Origin of the sequence: Leptolyngbya sp. O-77 (assembly GCF_001548395.1) — a bacterium.
GTDB lineage: Bacteria > Cyanobacteriota > Cyanobacteriia > Elainellales > Elainellaceae > Thermoleptolyngbya.
This window is the reverse complement of the sequence record NZ_AP017367.1, coordinates 4,865,148-4,879,183: the sequence shown is the minus strand read 5'-3', so window position 1 is coordinate 4,879,183 and position 14,036 is coordinate 4,865,148. Positions and strand designations below refer to the sequence as shown.

Genomic DNA, 14,036 nt, shown 5'->3' with positions numbered 1-14,036 from the left:
ATTCCAGATGGCAGTGTGAAATTAGGCTGAAATCAAGGGCCGGTAGCTCCTCAAGATACTCTGAGGCAGAAGTTTTGCCCCTAGTTTGTAGTGCAGACTTTAGTCTGCCTCCGAAAAGCCTTGAATCGGGCGACTGAAGTCGCCACTACGAAGCCTTGAATCGGGCGACTGAAGTCGCCACTCCGAAGCCTTGAATCGGGCGACTGAAGTCGCCACTCCGAAGCCTTGAATCGGGCGACTGAAGTCGCCACTCCGAAGCCTTGAATCGGGCGACTGAAGTCGCCACTACGAAGCCTTGAATCGGGCGACTGAAGTCGCCACTCCGAAGCCTTGAATCGGGCGACTGAAGTCGCCACTACGAACGAGTCGCCACTCCGAACGACCTTGCACTAGGTAGACCATCAAAGATAACTAGCCAGCTTGGGTAAGCTTGAATCAGTGCTGCAAAAATTGGGGACGATTCCTCACCCCAGCATCTCTCACTCTCACTCCCTCTTTATCCATTCTCATGCCCACTCCCGAAGAAGCCCTCAAATTCTACTTCGGCTATGATGCCTTTCGCCCCGGACAGCGCGAGATCATCGACACGGCGATCGCCCGACGCGACCAGCTTGTAATCATGCCAACGGGCGGCGGCAAGTCGATTTGCTACCAGCTTCCGGCGCTGCTGATGGACGGCGTGACGATTGTGGTGTCGCCGCTGATTGCGCTGATGCAGGATCAGGTGCAGGCGTTGCAAGACAACGGCATTGGCGCGGCGTTTTTGAATAGCAGCCTGGGGCTGGCGGAACTGCGATCGACGGAACAGGCGGTGCTGGCGGGCAAAATCAAGCTGCTGTATGTCGCGCCAGAGCGATTGATGGGCGATCGCTTCTTGCCGTTTTTGGAGCGCATCAATGCCGAAGTGGGCATTGCCGCCTTTGCCATCGACGAAGCCCACTGTTTGTCAGAATGGGGTCACGACTTTCGCCCGGAATATCGCCAGCTTAAAACCCTGCGCCAGCGCTATCCCGCCGTGCCCATGACAGCGCTGACGGCCACCGCCACCCAGCGCGTCCAGGAAGATATCGTTGCTCAACTCACCCTGCGGAACCCACGCATCCACGTCGCCAGCTTCAACCGCACGAACCTGTATTACGAAGTGCGCCCTAAGCGGCGCGATGTGTATCGCGACCTGCTGCAACTGATTCGCCAAACCCCCGGCGCTGGAATCGTCTATTGCCTCAGCCGCAAAAAGGTAGACGAACTTACCTTCCGGCTCCAGCAGGACGGCATTGAGGCGCTGCCATATCACGCCGGACTGGAGGATGAAACCCGCACTACGAATCAAACCCGCTTTATCCGCGATGACGTGCGCGTGATGGTGGCCACGGTCGCCTTTGGCATGGGCATCAACAAGCCCGACGTGCGGTTTGTGATTCACTACGACCTGCCGCGCAGCCTGGAAAATTATTATCAGGAAGCGGGCCGGGCGGGGCGCGATGGCGATCCGGCGAAATGCACGCTGTTCTTTGGCTATGGCGATTTGAACACAGTCGATTTTATGATTTCTCAGAAGGTCGATCCGATTACCGGAGCGCCCCTCGAAGACGAGCAGCGCATCGCCCGTCAGCAGCTCCGCCGCGTGGTGGACTATGCCGAAGGGACAGATTGCCGCCGCAAGATTCAGCTAGCGTACTTTGGCGAAAGCTTTGTAGGCAATTGCCAGAACTGCGACAACTGCCTGCACCCGCGGCCGGTGGAAGATTGGACAATCGACGCGCAAAAGTTTCTCTCCTGCGTAGCGCGGTGCAAAGAGCGCTTTGGCATGAACCACCTAATCGACGTGCTGCGCGGCTCTCGCAGCCAAAAAGTGCTGCAATATGGGCATGACAAGCTTTCCACCTATGGCATTGGCAAACACCGCAGCATCGAAGCCTGGAAACACCTGGGGCGATCGCTCTTACACCAGGGCTTGATGGATGAAACCACCGACGGCTATTCTATCCCCAAGCTAAACGCCCAGAGTTGGGAAGTGATGCGCGGTCAGCGGACGGTGATGATTTCCCTGCCTGCGCGATCGCTCGACGAACCTGCCCCCGTGGGCGATCGCTTCTTGAAACAAACCGGGCCCAAAGCCGACAGCCTGTTTGAGCGCCTGCGCCAGTTGCGAAAGCGCCTCGCCGACGCGCAAAACGTTCCGCCCTACGTGGTCTTTTCGGATGTCAGCCTGCGGCAAATGGCGGAGAAACAGCCGCACACGCTGCGTGAGTTTGCGCGGATCTCTGGCGTGGGCAGCCGCAAGCTGAGTCAATACGGCGAAGCGTTCGTCACCGAAATCCGCGACTTTTGCACAGAGCATGACATCCCGCTGCGATCGCCCAGCATCGGCACAATCCCTAGTGATTCTGAGGAAGATTCGTTTGACCCTGTACTTGCCTATGCAAAACCGCCGCGCGATCGCTCCGAGTCGCGTTCAGCGATGCGTCTCAAATCTGTGTCTCGCACGGTGTTTTATACGCTGGAGTTGCATCAGCAAGGTTTATCACCCGCAGAGATTGCCGAAAAACGCGGCTGCGGCATCCACACGATTTACAACCACCTGGATAAGTTACTGGAGGCGGGGCAGGCGGTGGATTTAGGTAAGCTAGTGGCGGGCGATCGCCAGGCAAAAATCGAAGGGGCGATCGAAGCGGTGGGCACTGCATCGCTCAAGGCGCTTTACGAACACCTCCAAAACACGCTGGGCGAAACGATTGATTACAACTCGATTCGCCTCGTCCGTGCCAAATGGCGACATGCCAATCGCCAAGATAGCTAGAAACCAGCGAACATTTAGCCTCTATTTAACTTTCAGAAAACTCAATATTTTCGTAGAGATCTGCAATCTGAACTTGCAAATCTAATGTGCGAAGTGAAAGGTTAAATTCTGGATCGTTATATTCAGAAAAAAGCCATTGATTTTCCGCAACTTTTACATGATGCTCAACGTGGATTTTATCCTGATCAATGAGCAGGTATTCCTGAAAGCTAGAGATGGTGCGATAAGCTGCAAATTTATCACTCCGGTCATAGCTACGGGTTGATTTGGACAACACCTCAGCAATAAAACAGGGATTCATCACCGTGTCTTTTCGCCCAGCTTGCAACTCTAGCGGCTTTGGCAAAACCATCACATCAGGATATGTATAGAGACTTGCGCCGGGAATCCAGAGCCGCTGATCAGCATAGAAGATCCGATGGTCTTTTCCTTTAAGGGCAGATTTAAGCAGAATATATAAGTTTCCTGCGATGTCATTGTGGTTTGGGGTGCCGCCCGTCATAGGAACAATTTCTCCATCGCGATATTCGTTGCGGGTTTCCGACGCAACTTCAAGTTCCAAATATTCTTCAGCGGTATAGCGTTTTGTCTCAGTTTGAGCCATCATGACAGGCTTACCTCCAAGATTTGAAATGGTTAGTTACCGGAAGCATCTGATAGACAATGCCAAATGGTACGAGACGGTGCGCTAGATGCGCTGAAAATCGGGTGTTGGCTGCCCCAAGTGTAACAGTGAGAGCGTGATCAAATGGGGCAAAGGGCGATCGCCCAGGTGCGGGTGCTTGCAGAAAAGGGCGATCGCCTTAATGGATGGCGATCGCCCGACGCTCGTTTCCCAGAAATCACGGTTCACCTGGCCAATCTGCTGGGTCAAGGGCAATTTCGCAGATCGGCAGCAGCAGGGAAGAGACAGGCGGGAGATCGAGTCGATGCGATCTCCCACTCCCCTAAACCTACGCCAGGTCAAACAGCAGCACTTCCGCATCGCTGACAGCTTGCACCTCCAGCAGCGTTTCGTCGCTGATGGCTGCGCCGTCGCCCGCTTCCAGCGACACTCCGTTGAGGCTGATTTTGCCCTGCGCCACCTGCACCCAGGCATATCGGCCAAGACGCAATTCGAGCGATCGCCCTTCACCGGCCTTCAGCACCGTTGCATACAGTTCCACATCCTGATGAATTTGCACCGCGCCATCGGCCCCCGTGCGGCTGGCAATGCGTCGCCACTGCCCCCGCTTGGCCTCAGGAGGAAACACCTTCTCTTCGTAATTGGGCGTTAATCCTGCTTCCTCTGGCAAAATCCAGATTTGCAGAAAATGCACGCCTTCCGTTTGCGACGGGTTAAACTCGCTGTGGGCAATGCCCGTACCCGCCGTAATTTTTTGCACTTCGCCCGCGCCAATCGTGGCGGCGTTGCCCATGCTGTCTTTGTGCGCTAGCGACCCCGACAGCACGTAGGAAATAATTTCCATGTCGCGGTGCGGATGCGTGCCAAAGCCGCGACCCGGCGCAACCCGGTCTTCGTTGATCACGCGCAGGGCGCGAAAGCCCATGTGGTCAGGATCATAGTAGTTGGCAAAGGAAAACGTATGGTAGCTATCCAGCCAGCCGTGGTTAGCGTGACCGCGTTCTTCAGACGGACGGACAGTAATCATGGAGAGGCTCCTTGAAGAAAGAAGAACGAAGAACGAAGAAGGAAGGATCAGGGATGAATGAGTAAGGGGGATGGGGGGATGGGATGAAGTTGCTCCAAAATCCCGTCACGCCATCACGCCATCAAGCCATCACTTGAGCTTGGTGTGCGACCCGTCACAGAAGGGTTCGCTGCCCGTATGCTTGCAGAGGCAGAGGGCCACTTTCTGGGTTTCGGTCACTTCAAAGGCGAGGGGCGTAAAGTCTGTGCCCTCATAGGAACCGTCGCAAAACGGCTGCCCTTGCGATCGCCCACAGCGACACCAGTAGTAGGTGCCCGGTTCTAGCTCCATCACCACGGGTTTCGTATCTGCAATCACGGGTTCGCTCATTGGTGTTCTCCTCTGTGTACGAGTCAACTGGCGTGCCAGTCAGCGCTCGCGTGTTCTCAAAGTGCTTGCGAAACGTTCGAGCAGACTTGAATCAAAGTGTTGAGTGGTTTAAATCAAAGTCGTACTCGGAACTACTTTGAGTTTATAGTAGATACAATGAGTTTGGGAAGTATGCACTTTTTGGTAAGGTACTTCCCAAAAGGAAACTGTCAGAGGCTGAAGGTATGACTATAAAAGATATCCCTACATTGGAACCTAGTCAGGCAATGTCACTCCACAACGCTGACCCCAAAACCCTTCAACCTGCCCCATCGCCCACCGTTTTGGAGCGCCCAAGCTGCGCGGTAGAAACCACCATCGCCATCATCGGCGGCCGCTGGAAGGTGCTGATCTTGCGGGAACTGCTCGGCGGCGTGAAGCGGTTTAACGAACTGCATCGGTCGCTCACGGGCATTACCCAAAAGATGCTGACGCAGCAACTGCGCGAGATGGAAGACGACGGCATCGTGCATCGCGAGGTCTATCAGCAGGTGCCGCCCAGGGTGGAATATTCCCTAACGCCCCTGGGTCAAAGCCTGGAGCCGATCCTGGCAGTCATGCACGAGTGGGGCGAGCGGTATTTGGCAGAGCAAGGAGAGCGGTAGAGTTGGCGATTTTGGATTTTGGATTGGGGACTTTGGATTGTGGACTTTGGAGCCTACCGCTTGCCTGCAAGGATTTGAGCGGCAGTGAGGCGAAGCTCTGGAAAGGTAGGCGATTGAATCAAATCATTTCCTTGGTATTCCGCCGCGTCGTAGAAATGATGCTCCAGAAGACAGATCGTAACTTTTTCATCTAGCGGGTCTACGATCCAATATTCAGGGATGTCTAGCAATCCATACTCAGCCCGTTTCGAGCGGTAGTCATCCATTTTGGTAGAGGGACTGACAACCTCAACCACCAAAAGGGGAGGCGATTCATTTAGGTTAATCACCGCTTCGCGGTCGCCCATCGCTTCCCACTGAGCCAGCGTTAAAACTGTGACATCGGGAATGCGAGACGTGTCCCAGTTGCGCCCTCGTGGAGAACGAACCCCCACCAGAGCAGGCAACGCCACCCAGGGCTGTCCGGATTGCGCCAGTGCGCCTTCAAATTGCTGCACAATAAACCGGATGATTGCCCCATGTTTGCCAGTTCCCAGACTCATGGGCACCAGTTCTCCATCGACCAGTTCATAGCGGGTATCAGTGCCATCGCTGTAGGTCAGGTACTCCTCAAAGGTCAGTTTTTGCGTTGCGATCGCCATCAAACCCCCTCCCCGTCACGAGTTCGCATCCAAAGCAGTGCCTTCAGTATAGGCGATCGCTAGATGAGGGAATTTGGCGCAGGGGCGTTGGCGTTAGCCTTGCAGATCTGAACTTTGATTCTATTTTGATGAAATGTAATTAGCTAGAAATGTAATTAGCTAGAAATAGCGATCGCGCTGCTTTGTCGGACATTTACGCAAATTGATTGACGGTTATTCCTCATTCCTCGCCCGCATCGTCCTCCAAAATGTCGCCCAAGTAAAGCTGCACAAAGTCCCGCGCTGCGTCGGGATTCAACTGCTTCAGCGCTTTGGTAATTTCAGCAATGGTCTCGGAGCTGGGTTCTCGCTGGTCGCGCACCCACTTAAACACCGCAGAGCGATCGATTCCCAGCATCACGGCAAGTCGATTTTGGCTGATGCGATAGGTTTCTAGAACTTGCTTTAGTGCTTGGTTTGCCCGTCCCATGCCCCAATCCTGTCAGAGGATGGGTGAGTCGTAAATGTTGTCTATGTAGACTACATCTGATAAATTTAATGTTGTCTTTCTAGACCACATTAAGCGAAAACAATGGCTAAAGAATTTTTCTCAAACGGGGCTGAGTCCCAAGCTCCCGCTGCGCCCCCGGTGAACCCTGAGCGGGAACCTGTGAAAATTATGGTCGTTGGCTCGCGCTGGGCGGTGCTGCTGATCATCCACACGCTGCATCGGCTGGGGTTCGCGCAGGCGGGCGAATGGAGCAAGCTGCAAGTGGAACCCGCCACGCGCCAGTGGATGAGCGTGTTGACCAAATGGCTGTGGCGCTAGCCTAACCGCGACCGTGTAATACCCCTGTCTCATAGAATTATGATGAAAGGGTGGCATCAGCTCGCAGAGGCATGGCTAGAGATCGCTTCTACTCGCAAGTCAAAGCTGCTTTGATCAAGGCAGGCTGGAAGATAACCCATGACCCGCTCAAGCTGGAAATCGGGGGCGTGAAGCTAGAAGTTGATTTTGGGGCTGAAGCCTTAGCTGACGGAGTTTTGGCTGCCGAGCGGGATACGGAGAAAATTGCGGTTGAAGTGAAGAGTTTTATTTCATCTTCGCCAACCAATGAACTCCATGCTGCGTTGGGACAGTTTATTGCCTATCGTTTAGCGCTGTCAGAGTTGGAACCCGATCGCCAGCTCTACCTAGCGATTCCGCTTGCCGCGTATGCTGACTTTTTTCAACGTCCGTTTCCAAAACGTCTCGTTCAGGAAAATGGTTTGTCGTTAATGGTATACGACCCCATTCGTCAGGAGGTTTTGCAATGGCTGTAGAACTGGTGAATATTTCCCAAGATGGGTTGTCAGGGATTGAGCGCTATCGTCAGATTGTGATGCAGTTTTTGTTGAGTCAAAGCAGCGAAGATGATGGCAGCGGGATTGAGAGTCAGCCTATTTTTGACCCGAAGCGCGATCGCTATTTAATCCTCAGTCAGGGATGGCGCGGGCAAGAGCGGGTGTATTGGGTGTTGATGCATCTGGACATCCGCGAGGGAAAGGTCTGGATTCAGCGCAATCAAACTGAGGTTGAAATTGAAGCGGAATTAATCACGTTGGGCATTCCGCAGCAGGATATTGTGCAAGGACTTATCCCGCCGGAATATCGAGTGCTGGCTGGGTTGACTTCAGAAGCCTAACAGGAAAATTGCGCCCTACCGCTCTATTTCTTCTCCGCCTGGAATCTGCTGAATCAGCGCCTGCGTCAGCGGATGGTCAGACAACTCGCCCGCCCGCCTCGCCTGCACTGCTAACTTTACAAGCTCCTCAAAGTTTTTCCTTACCGTTTGAGCGGTGGGATGGTCTTGCCCCAGGCGGCTGAATAAAATCGGCAGCGCCCTCAAATACAACGGTTCCGCCTCACTGTAGCGTCCCATTGAGTAATACAACAGAGCCAAATTGTTCAAACTACTCGCCGTGTCGGGATGGTCTGCGCCGAGCTGCGCTTCGCAGATGGCGAGCGATCGCCCATACAACGGTTCCGCCTCACTGTAGCGACCCATTGATTCATACAACCCCGCCAAATTGTTCAAACTACTCGCCGTGGCGGGATGGTCTGCGCCGAGCTGCGCTTCGTGGATGGCGAGCGATCGCCCATACAACGGTTCCGCCTCACTGTAGCGACCCATTGAGCGATACAACGCCGCCAAATTGTTCAAACTACTCGCCGTGTCGGGATGGTCTGCGCCGAGCTGCGCTTCGCGGATGGCGAGCGATCGCCCATACAACGGTTCCGCCTCACTGTAGCGTCCCATTGAGCGATACAACCCCGCCAAATTGTTCAAACTACTCGCCGTGTCGGGATGGTCTGCGCCGAGCTGCGCTTCGCGGATGGCGAGCGATCGCCCATACAACGGTTCCGCCTCACTGTAGCGTCCCATTGATTCATACAACCCCGCCAAATTGTTCAAACTCCTCGCCGTGTCGGGATGGTCTGCGCCGAGCTGCGCTTCGCAGATGGCGAGCGATCGCCCATACAACGGTTCCGCCTCACTGTAGCGTCCCATTGATTCATACAACCCCGCCAAATTGTTCAAACTCCTCGCCGTGTCGGGATGGTCTGCGCCGAGCTGCGCTTCGCGGATGGCGAGCGATCGCCGATACAACGGTTCCGCCTCACTGTAGCGTCCCATTGATTCATACAACGCCGCCAAATTGTGCAAACTCGTCGCCGTGTCGGGATGGTCTGCGCCGAGCTGCGCTTCGCGGATGGCGAGCGATCGCCGAAACAACGGTTCCGCCTCACCGTAGCGTCCCATTGAGTCATACAACGCCGCCAAATTGTTCAAACTACTCGCCGTGGCGGGATGGTCTGCGCCGAGCTGCGCTTCGTGGATGGCGAGCGATCGCACCAACAACGGTTCCGCCTCACTGTAGCGTCCCATTGAGTAATACAACCCCGCCAAATTGTGCAAACTACTCGCCGTGGCGGGATGGTCTGCGCCGAGCTGCGCTTCGCGGATGGCGAGCGATCGCACCAACAACGGTTCCGCCTCACTGTAGCGTCCCATTGAGTAATACAACCCCGCCAAATTGTGCAAACTCATCGCCGTGTCGGGATGGTCTGCGCCGAGCTGCGCTTCGTGGATGGCGAGCGATCGCCCATACAACGGTTCCGCCTCACTGTAGCGTCCCATTGAGCGATACAACCCCGCCAAATTGTTCAAACTACTCGCCGTGTCGGGATGGTCTGCGCCGAGCTGCGCTTCGCGGATGGCGAGCGATCGCCGATACAACGGTTCCGCCTCACTGTAGCGACCCATTGAGTAATACAACCCCGCCAAATTGTTCAAACTACTCGCCGTGGCGGGATGGTCTGCGCCGAGCTGCGCTTCGTAGATGGCGAGCGATCGCCGATACAACGGTTCCGCCTCACTGTAGCGACCCATTGAGCAATACAACCCCGCCAAAGCGTTCAAACTACTCGCCGTGGCGGGATGGTCTGCGCCGAGCTGCGCTTCGCGGATGGCGAGCGATCGCCGATACAACGGTTCCGCCTCACTGTAGCGTCCCATTGAGTGATACAACCCCGCCAAATTGTTCAAACTACTCGCCGTGTCGGGATGGTCTGCGCCCCAGGCGTGCTTTCCACCTGTTCCTTGCATTGCTCCGCCCAGCGCACGCCTTCGGCATACAAGCCCTGTCCGTAGTAGAACATTGCCAACCCGTTGGCAGGGGAAAGCACCGCCTCATCGCTGACCGCCTGCATGTGGTGATTCACCACTTCCACCAGATGCGGCACAACCGGAGCAACGTCCAAATAGGTTGCCTGTGGGGCTGTCCAGGGAATCGCTTTGGCAATTTGCACAAGCACCGCGCAATGAGCTTGCTTCAGCGTGTTGGCATCAGCATCTTGCTCTCGCTTTGCCGCAAAAAACTCGCGAATCAGGCTGTGCAGTTGGTAGCTGCCCTCGCCCACGCGGTTCAGCAGGTTGCGGTTTACCAGCGTGCTGCAATCATCTTCCAGGTCTTCGGTCTCCGCTTCGGACTGCATCGCTTCCACCAGTGCCCAGGGAATCGGGGCCAGCGCAAACAGGCTCAGCCGTTCTCCCAGTTGCCGCTGCGCTGCCGTCAGGTCGTTCCAGCTTAGTTCAAAGGCGGCGGCTACGCTCTCGTGGGTGGCGGTCATCACCTCTTCTGGTCTGTTCAGCGCCCGCGCCGCCAGCTTTTGGCGATCCAGCCGCTGCAACAGTTCCGCCAGCGCCAAATCTGGCTTGTTTGCCAAATATCGCCCCACCAGCTCCAGCCCCAGCGGCAAATAGCCCAGCCATTCACAGAGCCGCTTTGCGTCAGCGATCTGGCTATCGATGCGGCTGGCTCCCGCCAAATCTCGCAGCACGTCCAGCGCCGCGCCTTCCGCCAGCACGCCCAGCGGCACCCGACGAAAGCTGGCTCCCAGGTCTTGGCGCGTCGTCACCACCACCCGAAAGCGCGGGTCGGTGGGCAGGTAGGGCTTGATCGTTTTCTCGTATTCCGCCACCCGCTGATAGGCCACGTCGTCCACCACCACCAGCACCTCGCCCTCGCGCCAGTGCCGCCAGCAATAGCCCACCTGCGCGGCCAGGTCATCCAGCTCTTCCGGCAGTTGCAATCCCAGTTGCGCCTGAAAGTATTGCGTAATCTGCGTGCCGATCTCTTGCTCTCGCGCCCCCAGCCAGCACACGCCACCGGGATACGCGCCCTCCCGCAGCTTTGCCGTGGCATATTGCAGCGCCAGCTCCGTTTTGCCCACGCCGCCCATCCCGTGCAGCGCAGTGATCGCAACTCGCTCCGTCTGCTGCAAGGCGTCGTGCAGCTTGGCCCAGTCGTCCTCGCGCCCCCGAAAGGTTTTACTGGGATACTGCGGCAGATTGCTAGGAATTCCGGTAGGCGAGGGCGGTGGCAGCGGTTGATAGATTTTGTTGTCGCCGATGTAGGCTGTGCCGCCTTTCACTTCAACCTGATAGCCCTTGCCCTGGTCGTGAATGTGCTGGTCGCTCATGGGGAGGATTGCGTCAGGAGCTTGCGGGCGGTTGGGTTTGGTGAATGGTGATGTCGCCAATGTAGGCCGTGCCACCTTCGACTTTGGTTTGCCAGCCTTTGGCATGGTCGCCAATGATGTTTTGCGTCATGTGGCTCTGGTCGATCAGCTTGCCTGCGTTGATTTCCTGGGCCAAAAGCCGAATCTCGTTGGCAAACTGCGGGTCTTCGTCCATCGCCACCTGGAGATAGGCCGCGATTTGATTCACCTGCTCTGCCGTGATTTTGTGGGTCTTTTCGACGGCGGCTTTGATCTCCTCCACACGCGGCCGTCCGCGCAGCTTGGCCCAGATGCGCTTTAAGAGATCATCCATGCGGGCGATCGCCATTTCCGAAAACTTTTCCGCCAGTTTCCCCGCGCTCGTTTCCATAAACTTTTGGAAGGCAAGAGTGGCGATCGCGCCTGCGGTCAGCGTTGCCGGGTCAACCATTTTTTCTATCCAGCCTGAATGCGCTAGCTCCGTTATAACCCAAAAGTTTCGGAGATTCGAGCATTTCTTTTAGAGAAATCGAAATACACCCTTACGCCAGCTCCAAAAGTCTGGCGCTCTACGGCTCAGCACTTCTAGAAACAGCGAGGGCATCCAAATCACAATCGGGAAACGGAATTCTCGCAGCCCTTCTCTTGTCCATTGCAAATAGCCAAAGAACCTATCTCGCCCAGTGTCATCCTGTTCCTGATTCTGTTCTAAAAGCGGTTCTGTGATCTCCAGCGTCAGCACTGCACGTCCGCCCTGTTGCAAGTAATCATCTTGCTTCCAGACTTGATAAATCGCACCCTTCAAACTCGGTTCATAGCAGTCTAGAGACAGCCGATAGGCTCGAATCTGGGGCGCAAGGTCGCGTTCACAGCTGGCAATTAGAGCAGCTCGACGTTGCCGATCATCACACACCGCCAGCAAAAGACTCAGTTGCCCTTCACTAAATTCGATCGCCGTCAGTAAGCTATCGTAAGTCTTCAAATTCGAGTTGCCGCTGCTTAGCATTCTGTATCCGATCTCTGAGATACCCTAGCGTAGACGACAGCGCAACGTTGCCCTCCAGACCTACGCCAACACCAGTCCAAAATCCAAAACCCCAAATCCAAAACCGCCCGTCCAATCTCTAAGATGGAAACAGGCGGGCGATTCTCGCAGGGAAAGTGCGCCGCACCGCTTGCGCGAACGCTTCGCGAATCGCCCCTTCAGTTCTATCTGGACACACGCCGATGGTCATCACCGCGCAGCAGTTGGCAGACCTCATGCCAGATGCCACCCAAATCGAGAGCGACGAGCCAGAAATGGAAAGTTCGCTGCACTATGCCCAGTTGGCGCTGCTGGTGGCGTGTTTGGAGTGGCTGTGGCGCGATCGCACCGATTTCTTTATCGGCGCGAATTTGACGATTTACTTTAGCCGTCAGCAGCTTAAGCATCGAGACTTTCGCGGGCCCGACTTTTTCCTGGTCAAAAAGACGCAGAAGCACCCGCGCAAATCGTGGGTGGTGTGGGAAGAGGACGGCAAATATCCCGACCTGATTATCGAGCTGCTGTCGGAGTCCACGGCTGAGGTCGATCAGACGCTGAAAAAGGAGCTATATCAAGACCGCTTTCGGACGCATGAATATTTTTGGTTTTCGCCCGACACGCTGGAGCTAGAAGGCTTCCGGCTGGTCAACCAGGTGTATGAGGCGATCGCCGCGAATGAGGCAGGGTGGCTGTGGAGCGACAGCCTGAGCCTGTATCTGGGCGTAGAAGACGGAAACCTGCGCTACTTTCAGCCCGACGGGCAGCGCGTGCCCACGCCCGAAGAAGTCGCCCTGCAAGCCCAGCACCGCGCCGACCTGCTGGCAGATCAGCTCCGGGCCATAGGCATCGAACCTACCGCTTGAACGTTCCCAACCGCTATGAAAGTCCTCCTTCTCGGACTCATCCACTCCTACCGCATCCTGATCTCGCCGCTATTCCCGCCGACCTGCCGCTTTCACCCCACCTGCTCGCAATACGGACTGGAGGCGATCGCCCGCTACGGCTCCATCAAAGGCGGCTGGCTGACGGCCAAGCGCATCGCCCGCTGCCATCCGTGGAGCGAAGGCGGCTATGACCCCGTGCCGACGGAAGAAAAGTGACAAATGGAAAAAAGAAGAACGAAGAACGAAAAACGAAAATTCTTACGCATCTCCCAAACCTGTTCTCTCTTCGTTCTTCCCTCTTCGTTCTTCCCTCTTCTCTCTTCTCTCTTCTCTCTTCCCTCTTCCCTCACTCCCCTGCCGCTTCTGGCTGGAGCCAGCTATCGGGCGATCGCCCCGTAGCGGTTTCAAAATCGAGCGAGACGAGAGAAACGGTGAGGTTCTGCGGATTTTCCGGTGCGTCAATCAGGGCGTAGATCGCGCTCTGGTTAAAGTTTTTGCTGCCGAGGGCGAGGGTGTGGGGTTTGCCGTCGGCGGTGGTGAATTCAAGGGTGGTGGTGGGCTGGTCGAGTCCGTAGGTGGCAAGGTCAGCGGGGGGAACCGAGAAAGTGCGATCGCTCGTCCCAGTCGCCAGCAAGTTCGCCAAAAACGCAACGGCGGCATCGTTGGCCACGCCTTGCTGGGGCTGCTTCATTTGCCACACGCCATTTTCGTCTTTTTCAAACACCAGCGTTTGATCCGGCTTTTTCACCGTCAGCGACTGGATCTGGCTCTCCTCTATTGCAAACAGCTTTTGCGGAGTGGTTTGTCCTGCCTCTTCGGTGCGTGGAGGCTGCTGCAACGACCACAGGCTGACGCTGCCCAAGATCAGCGCGGCAAAGAGGAGCCAGAAAGTAGCGGGCTTGAGTTTCATAGCGCAGGGTAACAGTGACGAGGGATTGGAGGGCTAGAGGGTTGGGGAATCGGCGCAAGTTTCCGGTGCAGGTTTCTGGTGCAGGTTTC

The 14,036-nt window shown here is 55.9% G+C and carries 18 protein-coding genes; 7 read left to right on the top strand and 11 right to left on the bottom strand.

The genetic code is table 11. The features are described 5' to 3' along the window. The first annotated feature begins 508 nt into the window (after nt 1–508). Nucleotides 509–2,800: a DNA helicase RecQ gene (gene recQ, locus O77CONTIG1_RS20570; protein ID WP_068514610.1), complete on the top strand. Its 2,292-nt coding sequence runs from the start codon at nt 509–511 to the stop codon at nt 2,798–2,800. Between the two features lie 25 nt (nt 2,801–2,825). On the opposite strand, the gene O77CONTIG1_RS20565 is transcribed toward recQ, so the two are convergent. From O77CONTIG1_RS20565 to O77CONTIG1_RS20550, 4 genes are all read right to left on the bottom strand, one after another. Further along, nucleotides 2,826–3,407 (bottom strand): Uma2 family endonuclease, encoded by a 582-nt coding sequence (locus O77CONTIG1_RS20565; protein ID WP_068514608.1) that lies wholly within the window; start codon nt 3,405–3,407, stop codon nt 2,826–2,828. A gap of 81 nt (nt 3,408–3,488) precedes the next feature. After that, nucleotides 3,489–3,674, bottom strand: coding sequence for a hypothetical protein (locus O77CONTIG1_RS20560; RefSeq protein ID WP_156435520.1), 186 nt, complete (start codon nt 3,672–3,674; stop codon nt 3,489–3,491). Nucleotides 3,675–3,753: 79 nt separating this feature from the next. Beyond that, nucleotides 3,754–4,452 (bottom strand): pirin family protein, encoded by a 699-nt coding sequence (locus tag O77CONTIG1_RS20555; RefSeq protein WP_068514600.1) that lies wholly within the window; start codon nt 4,450–4,452, stop codon nt 3,754–3,756. 129 nt (nt 4,453–4,581) lie between these two features. Continuing rightward, entirely contained in the window at nt 4,582–4,821 is a 240-nt protein-coding gene (locus O77CONTIG1_RS20550) for a CDGSH iron-sulfur domain-containing protein (protein WP_068514597.1), read from the bottom strand. 266 nt (nt 4,822–5,087) lie between these two features. Here O77CONTIG1_RS20550 and O77CONTIG1_RS20545 point away from each other — a divergent pair, with 266 nt between their 5' ends. Continuing rightward, entirely contained in the window at nt 5,088–5,465 is a 378-nt protein-coding gene (locus tag O77CONTIG1_RS20545) for a winged helix-turn-helix transcriptional regulator (protein WP_068514596.1), read from the top strand. A 53-nt stretch (nt 5,466–5,518) separates the two neighbouring features. On the opposite strand, the gene O77CONTIG1_RS20540 is transcribed toward O77CONTIG1_RS20545, so the two are convergent. Beyond that, a complete protein-coding gene (locus O77CONTIG1_RS20540) occupies nt 5,519–6,106 on the bottom strand; it encodes a Uma2 family endonuclease (RefSeq protein ID WP_068514592.1) in 588 nt (195 codons plus the stop codon). 220 nt (nt 6,107–6,326) lie between these two features. Beyond that, nucleotides 6,327–6,575: a helix-turn-helix domain-containing protein gene (locus tag O77CONTIG1_RS20535; RefSeq protein ID WP_068514590.1), complete on the bottom strand. Its 249-nt coding sequence runs from the start codon at nt 6,573–6,575 to the stop codon at nt 6,327–6,329. A 102-nt stretch (nt 6,576–6,677) separates the two neighbouring features. On the opposite strand from O77CONTIG1_RS20535, the gene O77CONTIG1_RS20530 reads away from it, so the two are divergent. From O77CONTIG1_RS20530 to O77CONTIG1_RS20520, 3 genes are all read left to right on the top strand, one after another. Then, entirely contained in the window at nt 6,678–6,914 is a 237-nt protein-coding gene (locus tag O77CONTIG1_RS20530; protein WP_068514586.1) for a hypothetical protein, read from the top strand. Between the two features lie 71 nt (nt 6,915–6,985). Then, a complete protein-coding gene (locus O77CONTIG1_RS20525) occupies nt 6,986–7,408 on the top strand; it encodes an element excision factor XisH family protein (protein ID WP_068514583.1) in 423 nt (140 codons plus the stop codon). After that, nucleotides 7,399–7,770 (top strand): XisI protein, encoded by a 372-nt coding sequence (locus O77CONTIG1_RS20520; RefSeq protein WP_068514581.1) that lies wholly within the window; start codon nt 7,399–7,401, stop codon nt 7,768–7,770. Before O77CONTIG1_RS20525 ends, O77CONTIG1_RS20520 begins: the two co-directional genes overlap by 10 nt. A gap of 15 nt (nt 7,771–7,785) precedes the next feature. Here O77CONTIG1_RS20520 and O77CONTIG1_RS27245 read toward each other — a convergent pair whose 3' ends face one another. The 4 genes from O77CONTIG1_RS27245 to O77CONTIG1_RS20505 form a co-directional block, all read right to left on the bottom strand. After that, nucleotides 7,786–9,735, bottom strand: coding sequence for a tetratricopeptide repeat protein (locus O77CONTIG1_RS27245; protein WP_084783073.1), 1,950 nt, complete (start codon nt 9,733–9,735; stop codon nt 7,786–7,788). After that, nucleotides 9,672–11,111 carry an ATP-binding protein gene (locus O77CONTIG1_RS27240; protein ID WP_172799734.1) on the bottom strand — a complete coding sequence of 480 codons (1,440 nt, stop codon included), beginning with the start codon at nt 11,109–11,111 and terminating at the stop codon, nt 9,672–9,674. The genes O77CONTIG1_RS27245 and O77CONTIG1_RS27240 overlap by 64 nt, the downstream gene beginning before the upstream one ends. 13 nt (nt 11,112–11,124) lie before the next feature. After that, nucleotides 11,125–11,580 (bottom strand): hypothetical protein, encoded by a 456-nt coding sequence (locus O77CONTIG1_RS20510; RefSeq protein WP_068514578.1) that lies wholly within the window; start codon nt 11,578–11,580, stop codon nt 11,125–11,127. 69 nt (nt 11,581–11,649) lie between these two features. Further along, a complete protein-coding gene (locus tag O77CONTIG1_RS20505; RefSeq protein ID WP_156435518.1) occupies nt 11,650–12,111 on the bottom strand; it encodes a hypothetical protein in 462 nt (153 codons plus the stop codon). A gap of 245 nt (nt 12,112–12,356) precedes the next feature. Here O77CONTIG1_RS20505 and O77CONTIG1_RS20500 point away from each other — a divergent pair, with 245 nt between their 5' ends. Continuing rightward, the gene (locus O77CONTIG1_RS20500; protein WP_068514573.1) at nt 12,357–13,016 is read left to right on the top strand and encodes a Uma2 family endonuclease; all 660 of its coding nucleotides are present in this window, start codon (nt 12,357–12,359) and stop codon (nt 13,014–13,016) included. 15 nt (nt 13,017–13,031) lie between these two features. Beyond that, nucleotides 13,032–13,253: a membrane protein insertion efficiency factor YidD gene (yidD, locus tag O77CONTIG1_RS20495; RefSeq protein ID WP_068514569.1), complete on the top strand. Its 222-nt coding sequence runs from the start codon at nt 13,032–13,034 to the stop codon at nt 13,251–13,253. Between the two features lie 130 nt (nt 13,254–13,383). On the opposite strand, the gene O77CONTIG1_RS20490 is transcribed toward yidD, so the two are convergent. Further along, entirely contained in the window at nt 13,384–13,947 is a 564-nt protein-coding gene (locus tag O77CONTIG1_RS20490) for a DUF4340 domain-containing protein (protein WP_068514565.1), read from the bottom strand. Between the last annotated feature and the right edge of the window lie 89 nt (nt 13,948–14,036).

Excerpts from the sequence above, each read along its gene's own strand:
- recQ (WP_068514610.1), top strand. The coding sequence starts at position 509 with ATGCCCACTCCCGAAGAAGCCCTCAAATTCTACTTCGGCTATGATGCC.
- O77CONTIG1_RS20565 (WP_068514608.1), bottom strand. The coding sequence starts at position 3,407 with ATGATGGCTCAAACTGAGACAAAACGCTATACCGCTGAAGAATATTTG.
- O77CONTIG1_RS20555 (WP_068514600.1), bottom strand. The coding sequence starts at position 4,452 with ATGATTACTGTCCGTCCGTCTGAAGAACGCGGTCACGCTAACCACGGC.
- O77CONTIG1_RS20550 (WP_068514597.1), bottom strand. The coding sequence starts at position 4,821 with ATGAGCGAACCCGTGATTGCAGATACGAAACCCGTGGTGATGGAGCTA.
- O77CONTIG1_RS20545 (WP_068514596.1), top strand. The coding sequence starts at position 5,088 with ATGTCACTCCACAACGCTGACCCCAAAACCCTTCAACCTGCCCCATCG.
- O77CONTIG1_RS20540 (WP_068514592.1), bottom strand. The coding sequence starts at position 6,106 with ATGGCGATCGCAACGCAAAAACTGACCTTTGAGGAGTACCTGACCTAC.
- O77CONTIG1_RS20535 (WP_068514590.1), bottom strand. The coding sequence starts at position 6,575 with ATGGGACGGGCAAACCAAGCACTAAAGCAAGTTCTAGAAACCTATCGC.
- O77CONTIG1_RS20530 (WP_068514586.1), top strand. The coding sequence starts at position 6,678 with ATGGCTAAAGAATTTTTCTCAAACGGGGCTGAGTCCCAAGCTCCCGCT.
- O77CONTIG1_RS20525 (WP_068514583.1), top strand. The coding sequence starts at position 6,986 with ATGGCTAGAGATCGCTTCTACTCGCAAGTCAAAGCTGCTTTGATCAAG.
- O77CONTIG1_RS20520 (WP_068514581.1), top strand. The coding sequence starts at position 7,399 with ATGGCTGTAGAACTGGTGAATATTTCCCAAGATGGGTTGTCAGGGATT.
- O77CONTIG1_RS27245 (WP_084783073.1), bottom strand. The coding sequence starts at position 9,735 with ATGCAAGGAACAGGTGGAAAGCACGCCTGGGGCGCAGACCATCCCGAC.
- O77CONTIG1_RS27240 (WP_172799734.1), bottom strand. The coding sequence starts at position 11,111 with ATGAGCGACCAGCACATTCACGACCAGGGCAAGGGCTATCAGGTTGAA.
- O77CONTIG1_RS20510 (WP_068514578.1), bottom strand. The coding sequence starts at position 11,580 with ATGGTTGACCCGGCAACGCTGACCGCAGGCGCGATCGCCACTCTTGCC.
- O77CONTIG1_RS20500 (WP_068514573.1), top strand. The coding sequence starts at position 12,357 with ATGGTCATCACCGCGCAGCAGTTGGCAGACCTCATGCCAGATGCCACC.
- yidD (WP_068514569.1), top strand. The coding sequence starts at position 13,032 with ATGAAAGTCCTCCTTCTCGGACTCATCCACTCCTACCGCATCCTGATC.
- O77CONTIG1_RS20490 (WP_068514565.1), bottom strand. The coding sequence starts at position 13,947 with ATGAAACTCAAGCCCGCTACTTTCTGGCTCCTCTTTGCCGCGCTGATC.